This window comes from Pseudomonas sp. B21-036, from assembly GCF_024748925.1.
GTDB lineage: Bacteria > Pseudomonadota > Gammaproteobacteria > Pseudomonadales > Pseudomonadaceae > Aquipseudomonas > Aquipseudomonas palmensis.
In genome coordinates, this window is sequence record NZ_CP087178.1 from 1,333,665 (window position 1) to 1,350,953 (window position 17,289).

The 17,289-nt window shown below is 65.2% G+C and carries 13 protein-coding genes; 9 read left to right on the forward strand and 4 right to left on the reverse strand.

Going from position 1 to position 17,289, the window contains the following annotated elements; translation table 11 throughout:
• The first annotated feature begins 13 nt into the window (after window positions 1-13).
• From LOY33_RS05940 to LOY33_RS05975, 8 genes are all read left to right on the forward strand, one after another.
• Window positions 14-1,018, forward strand: coding sequence for a PleD family two-component system response regulator (locus LOY33_RS05940; protein ID WP_043863211.1), 1,005 nt, complete (start codon window positions 14-16; stop codon window positions 1,016-1,018).
• A 174-nt stretch (window positions 1,019-1,192) separates the two neighbouring features.
• Window positions 1,193-2,288 (forward strand): peptide chain release factor 2 gene (gene prfB, locus LOY33_RS05945; protein ID WP_100633065.1). Its coding sequence is split into 2 segments (ribosomal slippage): window positions 1,193-1,264 and window positions 1,266-2,288, totalling 1,095 coding nucleotides; the frame shifts between segments, so codons are not numbered across the junction.
• 71 nt (window positions 2,289-2,359) lie between these two features.
• Complete coding sequence (lysS, locus tag LOY33_RS05950) at window positions 2,360-3,862, forward strand: lysine--tRNA ligase (protein ID WP_043863213.1); 1,503 nt, start codon at window positions 2,360-2,362, stop codon at window positions 3,860-3,862.
• A gap of 100 nt (window positions 3,863-3,962) precedes the next feature.
• On the forward strand, window positions 3,963-4,667 hold the full coding sequence (locus LOY33_RS05955; RefSeq protein WP_043863214.1) for a TetR/AcrR family transcriptional regulator: 705 nt from the start codon (window positions 3,963-3,965) through the stop codon (window positions 4,665-4,667).
• Window positions 4,668-4,694: 27 nt separating this feature from the next.
• On the forward strand, window positions 4,695-5,240 hold the full coding sequence (locus tag LOY33_RS05960; RefSeq protein WP_078480082.1) for a hypothetical protein: 546 nt from the start codon (window positions 4,695-4,697) through the stop codon (window positions 5,238-5,240).
• Window positions 5,241-5,264: 24 nt separating this feature from the next.
• Window positions 5,265-6,542 carry a flavohemoglobin expression-modulating QEGLA motif protein gene (locus tag LOY33_RS05965; RefSeq protein WP_043863216.1) on the forward strand — a complete coding sequence of 426 codons (1,278 nt, stop codon included), beginning with the start codon at window positions 5,265-5,267 and terminating at the stop codon, window positions 6,540-6,542.
• Complete coding sequence (locus LOY33_RS05970; RefSeq protein ID WP_058541471.1) at window positions 6,514-7,431, forward strand: alpha/beta hydrolase; 918 nt, start codon at window positions 6,514-6,516, stop codon at window positions 7,429-7,431. The genes LOY33_RS05965 and LOY33_RS05970 overlap by 29 nt, the downstream gene beginning before the upstream one ends.
• Window positions 7,428-7,757, forward strand: coding sequence for a hypothetical protein (locus LOY33_RS05975; RefSeq protein WP_043863218.1), 330 nt, complete (start codon window positions 7,428-7,430; stop codon window positions 7,755-7,757). Before LOY33_RS05970 ends, LOY33_RS05975 begins: the two co-directional genes overlap by 4 nt.
• Before the next feature lie 48 nt (window positions 7,758-7,805).
• Here LOY33_RS05975 and LOY33_RS05980 read toward each other — a convergent pair whose 3' ends face one another.
• The 4 genes from LOY33_RS05980 to LOY33_RS05995 all read right to left on the reverse strand — a co-directional run bounded on the left by LOY33_RS05980 (window position 7,806) and on the right by LOY33_RS05995 (window position 14,497).
• The gene (locus tag LOY33_RS05980) at window positions 7,806-12,386 is read right to left on the reverse strand and encodes a protein phosphatase 1 regulatory subunit 42 (protein ID WP_258662248.1); all 4,581 of its coding nucleotides are present in this window, start codon (window positions 12,384-12,386) and stop codon (window positions 7,806-7,808) included.
• Window positions 12,387-12,524: 138 nt separating this feature from the next.
• Window positions 12,525-13,313, reverse strand: coding sequence for an OmpA family protein (locus LOY33_RS05985; protein ID WP_043863220.1), 789 nt, complete (start codon window positions 13,311-13,313; stop codon window positions 12,525-12,527).
• 52 nt (window positions 13,314-13,365) lie between these two features.
• A complete protein-coding gene (locus tag LOY33_RS05990; protein WP_043863221.1) occupies window positions 13,366-13,779 on the reverse strand; it encodes a DUF4398 domain-containing protein in 414 nt (137 codons plus the stop codon).
• Between the two features lie 373 nt (window positions 13,780-14,152).
• A complete protein-coding gene (locus LOY33_RS05995; protein ID WP_043863222.1) occupies window positions 14,153-14,497 on the reverse strand; it encodes a hypothetical protein in 345 nt (114 codons plus the stop codon).
• A 144-nt stretch (window positions 14,498-14,641) separates the two neighbouring features.
• Here LOY33_RS05995 and ppc point away from each other — a divergent pair, with 144 nt between their 5' ends.
• Window positions 14,642-17,269 (forward strand): phosphoenolpyruvate carboxylase, encoded by a 2,628-nt coding sequence (ppc, locus tag LOY33_RS06000; RefSeq protein WP_043863223.1) that lies wholly within the window; start codon window positions 14,642-14,644, stop codon window positions 17,267-17,269.
• Window positions 17,270-17,289 lie beyond the last annotated feature (20 nt).

Sequence of the window (17,289 nt, forward strand, 5' to 3'; positions counted from 1 at the left end):
GAGCAGGGCGCGCATGAATGATCTACCGCTCGTGGGGTTCCCGACCACCAATGAAAACTCGGCGATGGTGCTGCTGGTCGACGACCAGGCGATGATCGGCGAAGCCGTGCGTCGCGGCCTGGCCAACGAGGCCAACATCGACTTTCACTTCTGCGCCGACCCGCATCAGGCAGTCGCGCAGGCGATCCGTATCAAGCCCACGGTGATCCTGCAGGACCTGGTCATGCCCGGCCTCGATGGCCTGAGCCTGGTGCGCGAGTACCGCAGCAACCCGGCCACCCAGGACATCCCGATCATCGTGCTGTCGTCCAAGGAAGACGCGCTGGTCAAGAGTGCCGCGTTCGCCGCCGGGGCCAACGACTACCTGGTCAAGCTGCCCGACAACATCGAGCTGGTCGCGCGCATCCTGTACCACTCGCGCTCCTACCTCACCCTGCTGCAGCGTGACGAAGCCTACCGGGCGCTGCGGGTCAGCCAGCAGCAGTTGCTGGACACCAACCTGGTACTGCAGCGGCTGATGAACTCCGACGGCCTGACGGGGCTGTCCAACCGCCGGCATTTCGACGAGTACCTGGAACTGGAATGGCGCCGGGCCATGCGTGACCAGTCGCAGCTGTCGTTGCTGATGATCGACGTCGACTATTTCAAGGCCTTCAACGACTCGTTCGGCCACCTGGCCGGGGACGAGGCGCTGCGCCAGGTGGCCGAGGCGATTCGTGCCTCGTGCAGCCGCCCCAGCGACCTGCCGGCACGCTACGGTGGCGAGGAATTCGCCCTGGTGCTGCCCAACACTTCGCCGGGCGGGGCGCGGTTGGTGGCCGAGAAGCTGCGCCAGACCGTGGTGGGCCTGGCCATCGCGCACAACATGCCGCAGGCGGGCAGCGTGCTGACCATCAGCATCGGCCTGGCCACCCACACGCCGGCAGTCGGCAGTCATTGCCGACAGTTGATCTCGGCGGCGGACAAGGGCCTGTACCAGGCCAAGAATGGCGGGCGCAACCAGGTCGGGGTGGCCTGACAGACCGCCATCGCGGGTCAAGCCCGCTCGCACGGGCATCGTGCCGCCCTTGTGGGCGGCTTGACGCGATCAGGCGCCGGCTTCTCCAAAGGCCGCCCGACGGGCTGCCGCGCACCTGCAGACTCGTTTATACTCTCCGGCTTTTCACAGAATACGCACGAGAGCTGCCCGCCCATGGAAATCCAACCGATCCTGAACACCATCAAGGACCTGACCGAGCGCTCCGAATCCATTCGGGGGTATCTTTGACTACGATCACAAGCATGACCGCCTGATCGAAGTCAACCGCGAGCTCGAAGACCCGAACGTCTGGAACAAGCCCGAGTACGCCCAGGAACTGGGCCGCGAACGCGCCATGCTGGCGCAGATCGTCGACACCCTGGACGAACTGTCCGGCGGCCTGGTCGACGCCCGCGAGCTGCTCGACATGGCTGTCGAGGAGAACGACGAAGGCGCCGTCAATGACGTCGTCGAAGTGCTCCAGGGCCTGGAAGACTCCCTGGCCCAGCTCGAATTCCGTCGCATGTTCAGCGGCGAGATGGACATGAACAACGCCTACCTGGACATCCAGGCCGGTTCCGGCGGCACCGAGGCCCAGGACTGGGCCAACATCCTGCTGCGCATGTACCTGCGCTGGGCGTCCAAGCGTGGTTTCGACGCCACCATCATGGAACTGTCCGAAGGCGACGTGGCCGGCATCAAGGGCGCCACCGTGCACATCAAGGGCGAGTACGCCTTTGGCTGGCTGCGCACCGAGATCGGTGTGCACCGTCTGGTGCGCAAGAGCCCGTTCGACTCCGGCGCACGCCGCCATACTTCGTTCTCGGCGGTGTTCGTGTCCCCCGAGATCGACGACAAGGTCGAAATCGAGATCAACCCGTCCGACCTGCGTATCGACACCTACCGCTCCTCGGGTGCCGGCGGCCAGCACGTGAACACCACCGACTCGGCGGTGCGTATCACCCACGTGCCGACCAACACCGTGGTCAGCTGCCAGAACGAACGTTCCCAGCACGCCAACAAGGACACCGCCATGAAGATGCTGCGGGCCAAGTTGTACGAGCTGGAGATGCAGAAGCGCAACGCCGCGTCGCAGGCCCTGGAAGACAGCAAGTCGGACATCGGCTGGGGTCACCAGATCCGTTCGTACGTGCTCGACGCCTCGCGGATCAAGGATCTGCGCACCAACGTCGAACGCAGCGACTGCGACAAGGTGCTCGACGGCGATATCGACGAGTACCTGGAAGCCAGCCTCAAGCAGGGGCTGTAAGTTTCGCGACCCGCTACAAGACCCTCGCCTGCGGGCGGGGGCAATGAACCCCTGATGGAAAATGTGACCACATGAGCGACCTCAAACTCGACCCGCAAGACCTGCAACAGGAAGAAAACACCCTGATTGCCCTGCGCAAGGAAAAGCTTGCCGCAGAGCGCGCCAAGGGCAACGCCTTCCCCAACGACTTCCGCCGTGACAGCTACTGCAACGACCTGCAGAAACAGTATGTCGACAAGACCAAGGAAGAGCTGGAAGCTGCAGCGATCCCGGTCAAGGTTGCCGGTCGCATCATGCTCAACCGTGGCTCGTTCATGGTGATCCAGGACATGACCGGGCGCATCCAGGTCTACGTCAACCGCAAGACCCTGCCCGAGGAAACCCTGGCAGCGGTCAAGACCTGGGACCTGGGCGACATCATCAGCGCCGAAGGCACCCTGGCCCGTTCGGGCAAGGGCGACCTGTACGTCGAGATGACCAACGTGCGCCTGCTGACCAAGTCGCTGCGCCCGCTGCCGGACAAGCACCACGGCCTGACCGACACCGAGCAGCGCTATCGCCAGCGCTACGTCGACCTGATGGTCAACGAGGAAACCCGCCACACCTTCCGTGTGCGCTCGCAGGTCATCAACCATATTCGCAACTTCCTCATCCAGCGCGACTTCCTGGAAGTGGAAACGCCGATGCTGCAGACCATCCCCGGTGGCGCTGCGGCCAAGCCGTTCGAAACCCACCACAACGCGCTGGACATGCCGATGTTCCTGCGCATCGCGCCGGAGCTGTACCTCAAGCGTCTGGTGGTCGGTGGTTTCGAGAAGGTCTTCGAGATCAACCGCAACTTCCGTAACGAAGGCGTCTCGACCCGGCACAACCCCGAGTTCACCATGCTCGAGTTCTACCAGGCCTACGCCGACTACGAAGACAACATGGACCTCACCGAAGAGCTGTTCCGCGAGCTGGCGCAGCTGGTGCTGGGCAGCACCGACGTGCCGTACGGCGACAAGGTGTTCCACTTCGGCGAGCCGTTCGTGCGCCTGTCGGTGTTCGACTCGATCCTCAAGTACAACCCCGAGTTGACCGCCGACGACCTCAACGACATCGACAAGGCCCGTGCCATCGCCAAGCAGGCCGGCGCCAAGGTGCTGGGCTTCGAAGGCCTGGGCAAGCTGCAGGTGATGATTTTCGAAGAGCTGGTCGAGCACAAGCTGGAGCAGCCGCACTTCATCACCCAGTACCCGTTCGAAGTGTCGCCGCTGGCCCGTCGCAATGACCAGAACCCGAACGTCACCGACCGCTTCGAACTGTTCATCGGCGGCCGCGAGATCGCCAACGCCTACTCCGAGCTCAACGATGCCGAGGACCAGGCCGAGCGCTTCATGGCCCAGGTGGCCGACAAGGACGCCGGCGACGACGAGGCCATGCACTACGATGCCGACTTCGTGCGCGCCCTGGAGTACGGCATGCCGCCCACTGCCGGTGAGGGCATCGGTATCGACCGCCTGGTGATGCTGCTGACCAACTCGCCGTCGATCCGCGACGTGATCCTGTTCCCGCACATGCGCCCGCAGGCCTGAGTGTCTTGAACAAGCCGCCTCTAGGGGCGGCTTTTTCATGTCTGCGACAAGCTGATCGATCAGTCAGCATTCAACGAGGTAGACCCCAGTGACGACTGCAATGGCTCAACAAGGTGCTGCTGGCGTGGCCACAGCGGTAGCCGAAAGTGTTCAGTACCAGGGGCGCAAGGCCAGCCGCCAGGGCAGCGAGCAGCGCCGTCAGCAGATCCTCGACGCGGCCATGCGCATCATCGTGCGCGATGGCGTGCGCGGCGTGCGCCACCGTGCGGTGGCCGCCGAGGCCGGTGTGCCGCTATCGGCCACCACCTACTATTTCAAGGACATCGAAGACCTGCTCACCGACACCTTCGCCCAGTATGTCGAACGCAGCGCGGCCTACATGGCCAAGCTGTGGGAAAACACCGAGGTGCTGTTGCGCCAGCTGATCGCCAAGGGCGACGGCAGCCCCGGCGCCCGCGCGCAGCTGGCCGACGAAGTGGCGAAGATGGGCGCCGAGTACGTGCAGCGCCAGTTGCACAACCGCCGCGACTTCCTGATGGCCGAGCAGGCGTTTCGCCAGGAAGCGCTGCTGTGCCCGCGGCTGGCCGAACTGGTGCGCCTGCATGCGCAGATCCTGCTGCGCGGCACCTGCCAGCTGTTGCAGGTGGTGGGTTCGCGCCAGCCACAGCAAGATGCCATAGTGTTGACGGCCATCATCGAGCAGATGGAATATCAGGGCCTGCTCGATGCTGCACAACCCCAGGCCGAAGCGCAGATGCTCGCTATCCTTACCCGATACCTGCATCTGGTGCTGGCATCGGCCTGAGGCTCTACCTAATTCAAGGAGTATCGGATGAAAGCCTGGCGTGTGCTGTTGGCCCTGTCGTTTGTGCTGTTGAGTGGTTGCCTGGTGACGTTCAACGAGCCGATCCCGACCAACCAGCCGGCGCCCAAGGCCCTGCTCGGCAAATGGACCAGCAAGGACGCCTGGGGCGAGCCGCTGACGTTGCAGATCAGCCGCAGGGGCGACAACGCCTACAAGGCGGTGGCCACCGCCAAGGGCAAGAAGCCTGAAACCTACGCCTTCACCGTGGCCCGCCATGGCAACCGCTGGTACCTCTCGGCCGCCGTGCCCAAGCGCCTGGGGGGCAACTTCCTGATCGGCGGCTTCGAGGTGATCGACAACAAGCAACTGGTGATCTACAACCTGGATGTCGAGCAGATCAACCAGGCCCTGAAGAACAAGGAACTGAGCGGTCGCGCCATCGAGATACCGGAGGAAAACGGCCAGGGCGTGCTCATCGACAGCCCGGCGGCGCGGGTGCTGGCCTACCTGGACGACCCGGCCAACTCCGACCTGTTCATCGAAGTCGCACGTTTTCAGCGGGCCGGCAAGTAGGCTGGCCAACACAAGGAGTTTCGGGTGGACGAGTACCAGCAGACGATACGCACCCTGTCTGATCGCATTGTCCTGGCGCAAACCCCCATTCGCGTACTCGATGCGGTGAAATGGGACGACAGCATTCGCCAGGGTTTCCTCAAGGCCAAGGGCCGGGAAATGCCGGCCGTGGACCGCGCCTACTATCAGGGCAGGCCCTTGTCGTTCGACTCCAGCGCGGTGAAGCTCGAGTTCCAGAACATCGAGCGCGACATCACCCGCCAGCTCGGCCAGTTCAACCCGGTCGGGCAGATCATGCGGCGCATGTGCAAGGAATACCGCATGGTGGTGCGCATGCTCGAGGCGCGCGGCACCGAAGACTTCGGCCTGATTTCCCAGGAGCTTTACGGCGCCGCCTCCGACGCCTTCCATGCCGGCGACCCGACCCTGGCCGACCTGGGCCTGATGCTCTCGGACTACCTGAACAACATCGACGGGCGCGGCGACCTCAAGGACGAACCCAAGGACCTCACCGCCAAGCAGGCCGTGGAGCTGCTCCAGGGCCGCCTGAACAAGGTGTTCGGCGAGGCCGAGGAAACCATCCGCGTGTTCGAGTCCGACGGTATCGTCGCCGACGCGGCGGCGGGCGCCGACTATATCAAGATCCGCAGCGACGCGATGTTCAACAGCCGCGACGTGCGCGCGCTGGAGGTGCATGAAGGGCTGGTGCACGTGGGCACCACGCTCAACGGCCTCAACCAGCCGATCTGCACCTTCCTGGCCAAGGGCCCGCCCTCGTCGACGGTGACCCAGGAAGGCCTGGCGATCCTGATGGAAGTGATCGCCTTTGCCTCCTACCCCAGCCGCCTGCGCAAGCTCACCAACCGCACCCGCGCCATCCACATGGTCGAGGAGGGGGCGGACTTCATGCAGGTGTACGAGTTCTTCCGTGCCCAGGGGTTTGAAATGGCCGAAAGCTATGGCAATGCCAGCCGCGTGTTCCGCGGCTCGGTGCCCAATGGCCTGCCATTCACCAAGGACTTGTCCTACCTCAAGGGCTTCATCATGGTTTACAACTACATTCAGTTGGCCGTGCGTAAGGGCAAGCTGGAGCAGATTCCGTTGCTGTTCTGCGGCAAGACCACCCTGGAAGACATGCGCACCCTGCGCCAACTGGTCGATGAAGGCCTGGTGGAGCCACCCAAGTACCTGCCCGAGCAGTTCCGCGACCTGAACGCGCTGTCGGCCTGGATGTGTTTTTCCAACTTCCTCAACCACCTGAGCCTGGACCGGATTGAAGCCGATTATTCGAACATTCTCTGAGCACTGGCGGGTCGGCCTGCTGGCCGCGCTGCTGAGCCTGGCCGGCTGCAGTTCGCTGTTGTTCTACCCCGAGCGTGGCCTGCCGTTCACGCCCGAGAAGGCCGGGCTGGCCTACCGCGACGTGAGCCTGACCACCGAGGACGGCACGCGCCTGCACGGCTGGTGGTTGCCGGCCAAGGCCGGGGTGCCGGTCAAGGGCACGGTACTGCACCTGCATGGCAATGGCGGCAACCTGGCCTGGCATCTGGGCGCCAGCTGGTGGCTGCCCGAGCAGGGCTACCAGGTGCTGCTGGTGGACTACCGGGGGTACGGGGTGTCCCAGGGCGAACCGACCCTGCCGGCGGTGTACCAGGACATCGCCGCGGCTCTGGACTGGTTGCAGCAGGCTCCCGAAGTGCAGGGCAAGCCGCTGGTGCTGCTGGGGCAGAGCCTGGGCGGGGCGATGGGCATTCACTACCTGGCGCAGCATCCCGAGCAGCGCCAGCGCTTCAAGGCCCTGGTGTTCGACGGGGTGCCGGCCAGCTACCGCAAGGTGGGCCAGTTTGCCCTGAGCACTTCCTGGCTGACCTGGCCGTTCCAGGTGCCGTTGTCGTGGCTGGTACCCGATGGCGACAGCGCCATCGGGTCGATCGACCAGCTGAGCACACCGCCCAAGCTGTTCTTCCACAGCATCGACGACCCGATCGTGCCGTTGGCCAACGGCCTGGCGCTGTACCGCGCCGCGCCGCCACCGCGGGTTCTGCAACTGACCCGTGGCGGGCATGTGCAGACCTTCGCCGACAAGACCTGGCGCCAGGTGATGCTGCGCTTTCTGGATGACCCCGAGCATTTCAACGGGCTGCGGCGCTTGGCCGAAGTCCCCAATTACCCTGACGAGAAGTCGCAATGAGTGAAGAACGCAACGCCATCCCGCTGATCATTACCGGTATCTGCAGCATCATCGGTACGGTGGGCGTGCTCTGGTACTACGGCTACCTGCATTTCGCCAAGCCCCAGGATGCACTGTTGCTGGCCGACTACACCATGCTCAAGACGGTGCCGGGGGAGGACTACAAGATCTCGCTCAAGCCGGCGGCGCAGGTGGCGCAGTGCATCGATGGCGTGCTGGTGCTGTTCGACACCGAACAGAAGGGCCTGACCGGCGTGCTGGTGGACAACCGCAAGCAGGCGGTGCGCTGCATGGGGCAGGAGACGCCCCAGCAGGTCCAGCAGTAAGCGGTTCCCGGTACGCCGCGTGAATACCTGCGGCGTACCGGGCACGCGTCAGCTACGTGACGAAGGGCCCGGGCGCGGCTCGCGCAGAATGGTCCTGGTCAGTTCCATGCGGGCCTGTTCGACCCGTTTCATCAAGGCCTGGTAGGCCGCGCGGTATTCGCTGCTGTTGAGCGACAGCATGTCCGGCAGCGCTTCATGCAGGCCCAGCCGACCACTCAGGTGCAGGATGTCGCGCAGGCGCGCCTGTTCATCCTCGCTCAAGGGTGGCGGCAGTTCTTCGTTGCTGACGGCGTCCAGGTATTCGCTGATCCGATCCCGCCAGCGGTTGACCTGCTCCAGTTGCGGTGACGCGGCAAAATCCAGGTAGCGCTGCCAGTAGGCCTGCCCATAGAGGTAGTCGGGCAACTGGCTCATCTGGGAGCGCAACACGGCCTCGCAGGCTTCATCGAGCATGGCCGGGGTAACCCAGCGGGTGTAACCGGTGAAGGCCTGGGTGGCCGGCTGGTCGCGCAGCCCCAGGCGCGTGGTCAACGCGATCCTGAAATGCAGTTCGATTTCGCTGTAGTCGATCTGGTGTCCCAGGCGGCGCCAGCCCGGCAGGTTGGCGCTGACATGCTCGCGCAGGCGCAGTGCGCGCCAATGGCTGATCGCCATGTCGATCAGTTCGCCCTCGGCTGCCGCATCGCCCACGCTCGCCAGCGCCAGGTCGGCGTGCAGCAGGTTTTCCAGTTGCGAGAACACCACTGCATCGCGGTCGATGCAACTCACCGCCTCGAGCGCCACCTCATACAGGGTTCTGCGCAGGTCCTGGCCGAAAGCACCCCGGATCAATGCCTGGATTCGCGTGCGCATTGCCGTGTGCCTTGGCGGCAAGGCGTGCAGACGGTCCTGGCGCAGCAGCAAGGCGAAGAACTCGATCACCGCCGAGCCGTTGTCTTCGAGCAATTGCCGGGCCCGTGCCTGATCGTCAGCGGACATGCCTTCGAACAGGCGCGGTGCGTCGCGCAGTGCCGTGGCGTGGCGCACCGAGGCCGGTTCGACGTCGGTGGAGCCCTGCGAGTCGGAGCTCCCGGCGCTGGATGCATCGGAGTCCTGCAGCGTGTTGCCCGTGGCGATCATGTCGTCCTCGAACCGCTGGCGCTGTGATTCGGGCAGGTACTCGTATGCCATGCGCAGGCCGCGTACAAGGCCGGCCCCTTCGGGCACGCTGGCAATGGCCAGCCCGCGCAGGTCGGCGCTGTGCACCCGGGGCAGCCGCTCAAGGCCCGTGGGCCACTGGTCGACGGGCGAGGCCAGGTACGACAGGTCGAGCTCTTCCAGGGCCTGCAGGCGGGTCACGTCCGGCATGCGTGAAAGCGGGTTGGCGGACAGGTCGAGGCTGACCAGGCGCTGCAGGCCACCCAGATCGATGATGTCCTGTTCGCTCAAGCTGATGAGGTTCTGCGCCAGGTTCAGGGTGTGCAGGTGCGTTGCCTGCTGCAGTGCGGCGAAAACGCCCTGTTCGAAGCGCGCGCTCGAGCCCTGCAGGGTCAGAATGCGCAGCGAGTCGCGGGTCAGCAGACGGGTCATGTGCTGGGCCGTCCAGCTGAAGTCGGGCACGTCGATGTCGTTCAGGATCAGGGTCTGCAAGCCGCTCAGGGTGCCCAGTTCGGCCAGGCGGGTCGGGGTCAGCCGGGTACGCGACAGGTTCAGGTGGCTGAGCCGGTGTAGGTTCTCCAGACCTTGCGGCAGCTCGGTCAGGGGCAGGTTGACCAGTTCCAGCCTGTGCAGGTTCGGAAAGCGCTGCACGAAGGCTGCCAGGCCGTCGATGCGCGGTGTATCCAGGACCCTCAGCGCCACCACTGCCGGCAACGTCACCGACAACGGTGGCAACGCCTGCTGGCTGTCGATGCGAACCTCGTCCCGCCGGCGCAGAATGCGGCATTCCCAGGCCCGCACCAACTGCTGCGCCACCTCTGTGCGCTCGGCGCGGGCAGTGGCATCGGCACTTTGTTCGACCCACCGGTCCAGGCTGCCATCGAGTTGCAGGCGCTCCTGTTCCAGCTGCGTCACGTGCGCGCCGATGGGCTGGTTCTGGCTGAGCAGATGGGCGATGTAGGCATTGACGTAGCGGCGCGCAATGGGCAGCCGATGGTGGCTGATCAGGCGTTCGAGGCGGGTATGCAGTGGTTCGCGATTGAACATGTTCTGCTCGCCACGACTGGGGCTGCGTTGGGTCGGGGCATTGGCGGTGGTGGTCAACCAGCTTCTTTGCACCGGCAGGCCCAGCAGCAGGCGGGCGCGGGTGGGGCGCGCCAGCGCCATTTCCATCAGGCGCTGGTGCAGGCGCTGCGGCTCGTTGAGCCCGAAGCCCAGGCGGGCGCTGCGCGACTCGCCCAGTGCATGCAGCAATGCGCGGTAGAACCCGAACTCGCTGGTGTCCTGGGCCAGCAGCACCTGGGTCGCGCTGATTGCGTGCCAGCCCTCGTCTTCATCCAGGTACACCGAGGTGGTATCGACGTCGGTCTGGCCCAGCGCTGCAAGCGGGGTGCCGAACCGTGCGCCGCTGCGCAGCAGCAGCGCGGTACCGGCCGGCCAGTGGTCCAGGTGTTCGAGCAGGCGCACGGCCAGGATGAAGGTGTCCTGGTTGATCGAGGCCGGCTGGGTAAAGCCTTCCAGGGCATTGCTCAGGCGCGCGTCATGGTCGAGGGCACGCGCCTGCTCGGCCACGTCCAGAGGCAGGGGCAGCGGCGGGGTCGCCTGCAGCGGGGCATAGATGCGCTGGCGGTTTTCGTCCAGCAGTCGTTGCGCGACACTCAGTGGCAGGTTCGGATAGCGTTGCTGGAGCTCCAGCACCGCATGATCGGTATCCAGTTGTGCCAGTTCGAAGCGGTGCAAGGCAATCGCCCGATTGAGCCGAGGTGACCAGGCATCGTACAGGTCGGCCGGCGGCGGGTTGCAGCCAGTGGTGCAGGGGGTGGCGGTGTCGCCGGGGGTAGGGGTCGAATCGCCGCTGCGACGGGTCCGTCTCGATGCCGGTTCCTTGCCCAGATAGACGGCCACGGCCCGGTAGAAGGCCTGCAACTGGGGCACATCATCGATTTCGGGTACCGCCAGCCCCTGGGCGATCAGGGCCATGCTGCGCGTTACCTGGTCCTGAATGCGTGCCCGCTGCAGCACATGCACCAGCAGCGCGGGCGCGGGTCGGTCGCGCAGGTACATCTGGCGCAGGCTTGAATTGTCAGCCCCGCTGACGCGACCCAGCTCCAGCAGGCGCGCATCGTCGAAGCCGGCCGCGAGCGGCCCCATGCGACGCAGCAGCGACAGGCGTTCCCAGCGCTGGGGCTGCTCGTGGCGATGGTGCCAGGCTCCGGCACCGTTGTGGTAAAGAGGCGGGCAGTAGGCATCCTTGTCGGTGGGGTGGCGTATCTGCCAGTGGCCCTCGGGGGCCTGCTCCACCCGGTAGAACGCCTGGTTGATCATGATCGCCTTGTGCGCGCCCTGGGTGTAGAGCCCCATGGCATCCGGTTGCCCGGTCGGGGAGCTGGCGGCGTCAAGGCGGTAACTGCTCAGGTCGGGTAGCCAGCGCCGATAGTCGGCGGGTGCCGGCTTGATCACACGCAGCGGTGTGACCCACTGCGAAGGTGCCTGGCCTTCGTCTTCCTCGGTGCAGCACAGGCCCGCGCCGGCGCCGATCAGCAGATGCGCTTCGAGAGCGCTGGCGAACGGGGTGCACAGGGTGTTCAGGCTGTCGGCCTGCTGCGGTGTGGTCGGGATCAGCAGGCGCGCATCGTCGAGCAGGCGCTCGATCATGTGCTTCTGCACGAACCAGCGCAGCCCCTGGTCCAGGGCGCTGGTGTCCATCGGCAGGTCCAGCATCGCGTCGCTGGCCTGCCAACTGCTCACCACCCGCTGCTGGTGACGCAGGGGGATGAAGCGCAGAAAGTACTGCTGGAAGGTGGTGCTCGCCAGCGCACCACGCAGGTTGGAAAAGAAGTGCGTGCGCGAGGGGTACTGCTTCAGCGGGTGCTGCGGGTGGCCCGGCATGTACGCGACGCACGGGGCATCGTCCACCGGCGGGCCGAGCAGAAGGATGCCGGGCACCAGCAGGTCGTCGAACAGCCTGAGCGATGCGCACACCGTTACATCCGGGCCGAAGTACGGGCCCTGTTGCGGGAACTCCACCGAACCGTCCGGATAGGCGCCGATGATCCACTCGAGCAGTTGCCTGCCTTGCCTGCCCAGGTGGCCCCGGATGTGCGCGATGCTGTATTCCTCGCGCAGGGTCGCCAGGTAGGCATCCTGCTTGGCGTCAAGCAGCGTACGGCGCTGGAGCATGGCCTGCAGGTAGGTCAGGTAGACCTCGTCCAGGCTCCTGCGCTGCTGCACGCGATGGAACACCTGTGCGGTGACGGTGGCGAAGTCCTTTGCAGTCAGGTCCAGAAGGTTGTAGGTGTACAAGCTCTGAACCTGCGCGAATGCCTGCGTTGCCCGCCGTCGGGCCAGCCGGCCCAGTACCTGGTACTGGTGCAGCTGGCGTCGTTGCTCGGGGCTGGCCTGCTGCAGCCAGGCCGGTTGCTCCTGGGTTTCAAGCGGCGAGAACAGGGTATCGAATTGACGCACCTGCGCGTCGGTGTTGGAAGTGGGCATGGTGCACAGTCCTGGTGGAGGGGGAATGTGGCATTGATCCAGAGGCCCGGCAGGTGGCGGTGGTAGTTATTTGCGCAAGGGGCAGGCAAAAAAAATCCCGCCCTGTAACAGGCGGGATTCTGCGGGTTGCTCAGCCTGTCAGTAGGCTTTGCTTACCGAGCGTGGCGCTACCGGCTGGTTGTCGTTGGAGATGGTGACCTCCACGCGACGGTTCTGCGCACGGCCCGAGTTGCTGGAGTTGTCAGCCACTGGGAATTCCTTGCCGTAGCCCTGGGCCACGATGCGCGATGGGTCTACGCCGGCACGTACCAGTGCGGTGCGAACCGCGTTGGCGCGACGCTCGGACAGCGACTGGTTGTAGCTGGCAGAGCCCTTGCTGTCGGTGTAGCCCTCGACGATCACCTTGCGGTCAGGGTTTTCCTGAAGGAACTGCGCCAGGGTGGTGATGTTCGGCAGGGCGCTGCTTTTCAGGTTGGCCTTGTCGAAGTCGAACAGCACGTCGCCGAAGGTCACCAGGGTGCCGCGTTCGGTCTGCTTGGCGTTGAGGCTGTTCTGCAACTGCTTGATTTGCGCATCACGGGCATCCAGGCGAGCCTGGGCGCGTTTGGCGGCAGCGCTTTTCAGGTTGTTTTCGGCGTCACGCAGGGCGATGGTCTGCTTGGCCACTTCCACGCGCTGGTTGGTCAGGTAGGCGAGCTGGTCGACTTTCTTCTCGTCTTCCTTGTTCATGTAGGCCTGGTCGGCCTTGTTCAGCCAGTCTTGCGCGTCCTTGGTTTCCAGCGCCGCGACCTTGCTCGCCTGCGGGTTGCTCTGCAGGGCGGAGAAGTTGGTGCGGGCGGATTCCAGGTTCGGGTTAGGCGGCGTGGAGCAGGCAGCCAGACCAACGCTCAAGGCCAGAAGGGCGGGGATCATCACGTGTTTACGCATAGTGGGTCATCCTTTATCGATTACGAATGCATGGGTCGGTGAGGCGAGCGGCTTACTGCACGCTGCGCATGCCTTCCTCACGCAGGTCCTGCACGCCCTGGTTGGCGTCCTGCACCGCTTTTTCGGCCTTGGCCGCCTGGGCTTTGCGCTCGGCGACGCGAGCGTCCCATTCGGCCTGTTCGGCCAGGCGCTTGGCCTCGTCGTACTTCTTGTCATGCATGGCGATTTCAGCTTGTTTGAGCTTGTCCTGAGCCGCCTTCATTTCCACCGCCGCGAACTCGGTACCGCCCGCGCTGACGGCGGAGTTCACCGCTGACTGCGTTACGGCGTACTGCTCGGTTGGCGGATTGCCTGCGCAGCCGGCCAGAACCAGGCTGCTGCCCAATGCCAGCGCAGCCAGCTTGAGCCCGCGCAGTTGGGTGAAGGAGGTTTTTTCGGTGCGGGTCTTCATGGTGGTCAACTCCATTGGATCACTCCTGATGAACAACGAATTCCGTAACAATCCATCGGCATGGCCCGTCAGCCTGGGGAACACGATATGCCCGTAGCTTAGGGGTTTTGCCGTAATGGCTATTGGCTGTGACCGAAGCGTTTTTTGAATAGTTCAGAAAAAAGTCTCGCCTTATCGTGTTTTTATCTGACTGATCGGTCAGTAGGTTTTCGGGGGAACTTTGCAGCGCGTGCGTAGTACGCGTGCCTGTATGGGTATAGACGGGGTTTGTGGTTCGGGCCATCAAAGGGCCTTGAATGCGGGGTTCTCGAGGCGGCTGCACGGCCCGTTGCAGAGGCCTGCGGGCTGTGGCGCTCCACAGCGCAGCCCGCAGTCGGCCAGCGGATCACTAGTGCGCCGGCCCGTCCTTGCGCTCACTCATGTCGCGCAGGTAACGGCGTGACAACGCCAGAAACCGAGGGGTGGGGCCGACGTCTTCGTAGAGCGGATTGTCTTCCTCGTCGGTGGCGATCACCTGCTGGCCCTTCACATACGGAAAGCTCGCCTCAAGCTCCTCCAGCGCCGCGCCGAGCAATTCGCCCAGCAACTCTTCGGGCCGGCGCTTGGGGTACATTTCGCTCAGCGCCGCCAGGCGCGCCGCCGCTTCGACGTCCAGGTGCAGGACGTGGCCGGTGGCGCTCAACGGACCCTTGGCGCTGTGTTCCCAATGCTCGGCTAAATCACGGATCTTCATGGTGGCCTCCCACAGGTGGATGTGTTCGTTAGAGCATCGCCACCGCACATAGTTTGGTTGCATCGCCCACCCGGCTTGAAAGCCCAACCTCGACGGGGCACTCTGGACCCAGAGCTGTTTTCCCAGGATGCGGAGGCAAGGCTGATGACCGATATCGATGTGCGCTTGCGAGAAGATGTTCACCTGTTGGGCGAGTTGTTGGGCGACACCGTGCGCGAGCAGTACGGCGAAGCCTTTCTGCAGAAGATCGAAGACATTCGTCGCAGCGCCAAGGCCGACCGCAGCGGCAGTGCCGAGCAGCTGAGTTCGACCCTGAACGACCTTGCCGAAGACGAACTGCTGCCGGTGGCGCGGGCCTTCAACCAGTTCCTCAACCTGGCCAACATCGCCGAGCAGTACCAGCTGATTCGCCGTCGTGATGCCGACCAGCCCGCGCCGTTCGAGTCGCGCGTGCTGCCCGAGCTGCTGGCCCGGCTCAAGGCCGCCGGGCACAGCGACGACGCCCTGGCTCGCCAGTTGGGCAAGCTCAGCATCGAGCTGGTGCTGACCGCCCACCCGACCGAAGTCGCGCGCCGTACGCTGATCCAGAAGTACGACGCCATCGCCGCGCAACTGGCCGCCCAGGACCACCGCGACCTGACCCCCGCCGAACGCGACCAGGTGCGCCAGCGTCTGCAACGGCTGATCGCCGAGGCCTGGCACACCGAAGAGATCCGCCGTACCCGGCCGACCCCGGTGGACGAAGCCAAATGGGGCTTCGCGGTGATCGAGCACTCGCTCTGGCACGCCATCCCGCATCACCTGCGCAAGGCCGACAAGGCGCTGCACGAGGCCACCGGCCTGCGCCTGCCGCTGGAGGCTGCGCCGATCCGCTTCGCCTCGTGGATGGGCGGCGACCGTGACGGCAACCCCAATGTCACCGCCAAGGTCACCCGCGAAGTATTGCTGCTGGCGCGCTGGATGGCCGCCGACCTGTTTTTGCGCGACATCGATTCGTTGGCCGCCGAACTTTCGATGCAGCAGGCCAGCGAGGCGTTGCGTGCCAAGGTCGGTGATTCGGCCGAGCCTTACCGCACCCTGCTCAAGCAACTGCGTGATCGCCTGCGGGTGACGCGGGCCTGGGCCCAGAGCTCGCTGGCCAGCCCGCAGCCGGCCCCCGCCGAGGTGCTGCACGACAACCGCGACCTGTTCGAGCCGCTGCTGCTGTGCTTCGAATCGCTGCACGCGTGCGGCATGGGCGTGATCGCCGATGGCCCGCTGCTCGACTGCCTGCGCAGGGCCGTTACCTTCGGGCTGTTTCTGGTGCGCCTGGACGTGCGCCAGGACGCCGCCCGGCACGCCGACGCACTCAGCGAGATCACCGAGTACCTGGGCCTGGGGCGCTACGCCGACTGGGATGAAGACGCGCGTATCCGTTTCCTGCAGCAGGAGCTGAGCAACCGCCGGCCGCTGCTGCCTGGCGACTTCAAGCCCCAGGCCGATACCGCCGAGGTGCTCGCCACCTGCCGCGAGGTGGCCGCCGCACCTGCCGCTTCGCTGGGCTCCTACGTGATCTCGATGGCCGGCGCCGCTTCCGACGTGCTGGCCGTGCAACTGCTGCTCAAGGAAGCCGGCGTGCGCCGGCCGATGCGCGTGGTGCCGCTGTTCGAAACCCTGGCCGACCTGGACAACGCCGGCCCGGTGATGGAGCGCCTGCTCGGCCTGCCGGGCTATCGCGCCAGCCTGCACGGGCCGCAGGAGGTGATGATCGGCTATTCCGATTCGGCCAAGGATGCCGGCACCACCGCGGCGGCCTGGGCGCAGTATCGTGCCCAGGAAACCCTGGTGCGCATCTGCCGTGAAGAACAGGTCGAACTGCTGCTGTTCCACGGTCGCGGCGGCACCGTTGGGCGTGGTGGCGGCCCGGCGCATGCGGCGATCCTGTCGCAGCCGCCGGGCTCGGTGGCGGGGCGCTTCCGTACCACCGAGCAGGGCGAGATGATCCGCTTCAAGTTCGGCCTGCCGGACATCGCCGAGCAGAACCTCAACCTGTACCTGGCTGCGGTGCTGGAGGCGACCCTGCTGCCGCCACCGCCGCCGCAACCGGCCTGGCGCGAACTGATGGACCAGCTGGCCGCCGACGGCGTGAAGGCCTACCGTGGCGTGGTGCGCGACAACCCCGAGTTCGTCGAGTACTTCCGTCAGTCCACCCCGGAACAGGAACTCGGCCGCCTGCCACTGGGCAGTCGCCCGGCCAAGCGGCGCGCGGGCGGCATCGAGAGCCTGCGGGCGATCCCGTGGATCTTCGGCTGGACCCAGACGCGCCTGATGCTGCCCGCCTGGCTGGGCTGGGAGGCGGCGCTGAACAACGCGTTGGCCCGTGGCCAGGGCGAACTGCTGGCCGAGATGCGCGAACAGTGGCCGTTCTTCCGCACTCGCATCGACATGCTCGAGATGGTGCTGGCCAAGGCCGACGCCGACATCGCGCGCTTCTACGACGAACGTCTGGTGCAACCGCAACTGCGACCTTTGGGTGCCCATCTGCGCGACCTATTGTCGCAGGCGTGCCAGGTAGTGCTGGGCCTCACGGGGCAGCCGGTGCTACTGGCGCACAGCCCAGACACCCTGGAATTCATCCGTCTGCGCAACACCTATCTGGACCCGCTGCATCTATTGCAGGCCGAGCTGCTGGCACGCTCGCGCGCACGCGAAGCCGCTCTGGACAGCCCCTTGGAACAGGCGCTGCTGGTGACTGTGGCGGGTATTGCGGCAGGTCTGCGCAACACCGGTTGAGGGCGGGGCAGGGGTGGCGC

What these genes read in the sequence shown, in the direction of transcription:
- LOY33_RS05990 (WP_043863221.1), bottom strand. Translation starts at nt 13,779, where the DNA reads ATGGAGTTGACCACCATGAAGACCCGCACCGAAAAAACCTCCTTCACC.
- LOY33_RS05960 (WP_078480082.1), top strand. Translation starts at nt 4,695, where the DNA reads ATGAAAGCCTGGCGTGTGCTGTTGGCCCTGTCGTTTGTGCTGTTGAGT.
- LOY33_RS05980 (WP_258662248.1), bottom strand. Translation starts at nt 12,386, where the DNA reads ATGCCCACTTCCAACACCGACGCGCAGGTGCGTCAATTCGATACCCTG.
- LOY33_RS05995 (WP_043863222.1), bottom strand. Translation starts at nt 14,497, where the DNA reads ATGAAGATCCGTGATTTAGCCGAGCATTGGGAACACAGCGCCAAGGGT.
- LOY33_RS05940 (WP_043863211.1), top strand. Translation starts at nt 14, where the DNA reads ATGAATGATCTACCGCTCGTGGGGTTCCCGACCACCAATGAAAACTCG.
- LOY33_RS05985 (WP_043863220.1), bottom strand. Translation starts at nt 13,313, where the DNA reads ATGCGTAAACACGTGATGATCCCCGCCCTTCTGGCCTTGAGCGTTGGT.
- LOY33_RS05955 (WP_043863214.1), top strand. Translation starts at nt 3,963, where the DNA reads ATGGCTCAACAAGGTGCTGCTGGCGTGGCCACAGCGGTAGCCGAAAGT.
- LOY33_RS05975 (WP_043863218.1), top strand. Translation starts at nt 7,428, where the DNA reads ATGAGTGAAGAACGCAACGCCATCCCGCTGATCATTACCGGTATCTGC.
- lysS (WP_043863213.1), top strand. Translation starts at nt 2,360, where the DNA reads ATGAGCGACCTCAAACTCGACCCGCAAGACCTGCAACAGGAAGAAAAC.
- ppc (WP_043863223.1), top strand. Translation starts at nt 14,642, where the DNA reads ATGACCGATATCGATGTGCGCTTGCGAGAAGATGTTCACCTGTTGGGC.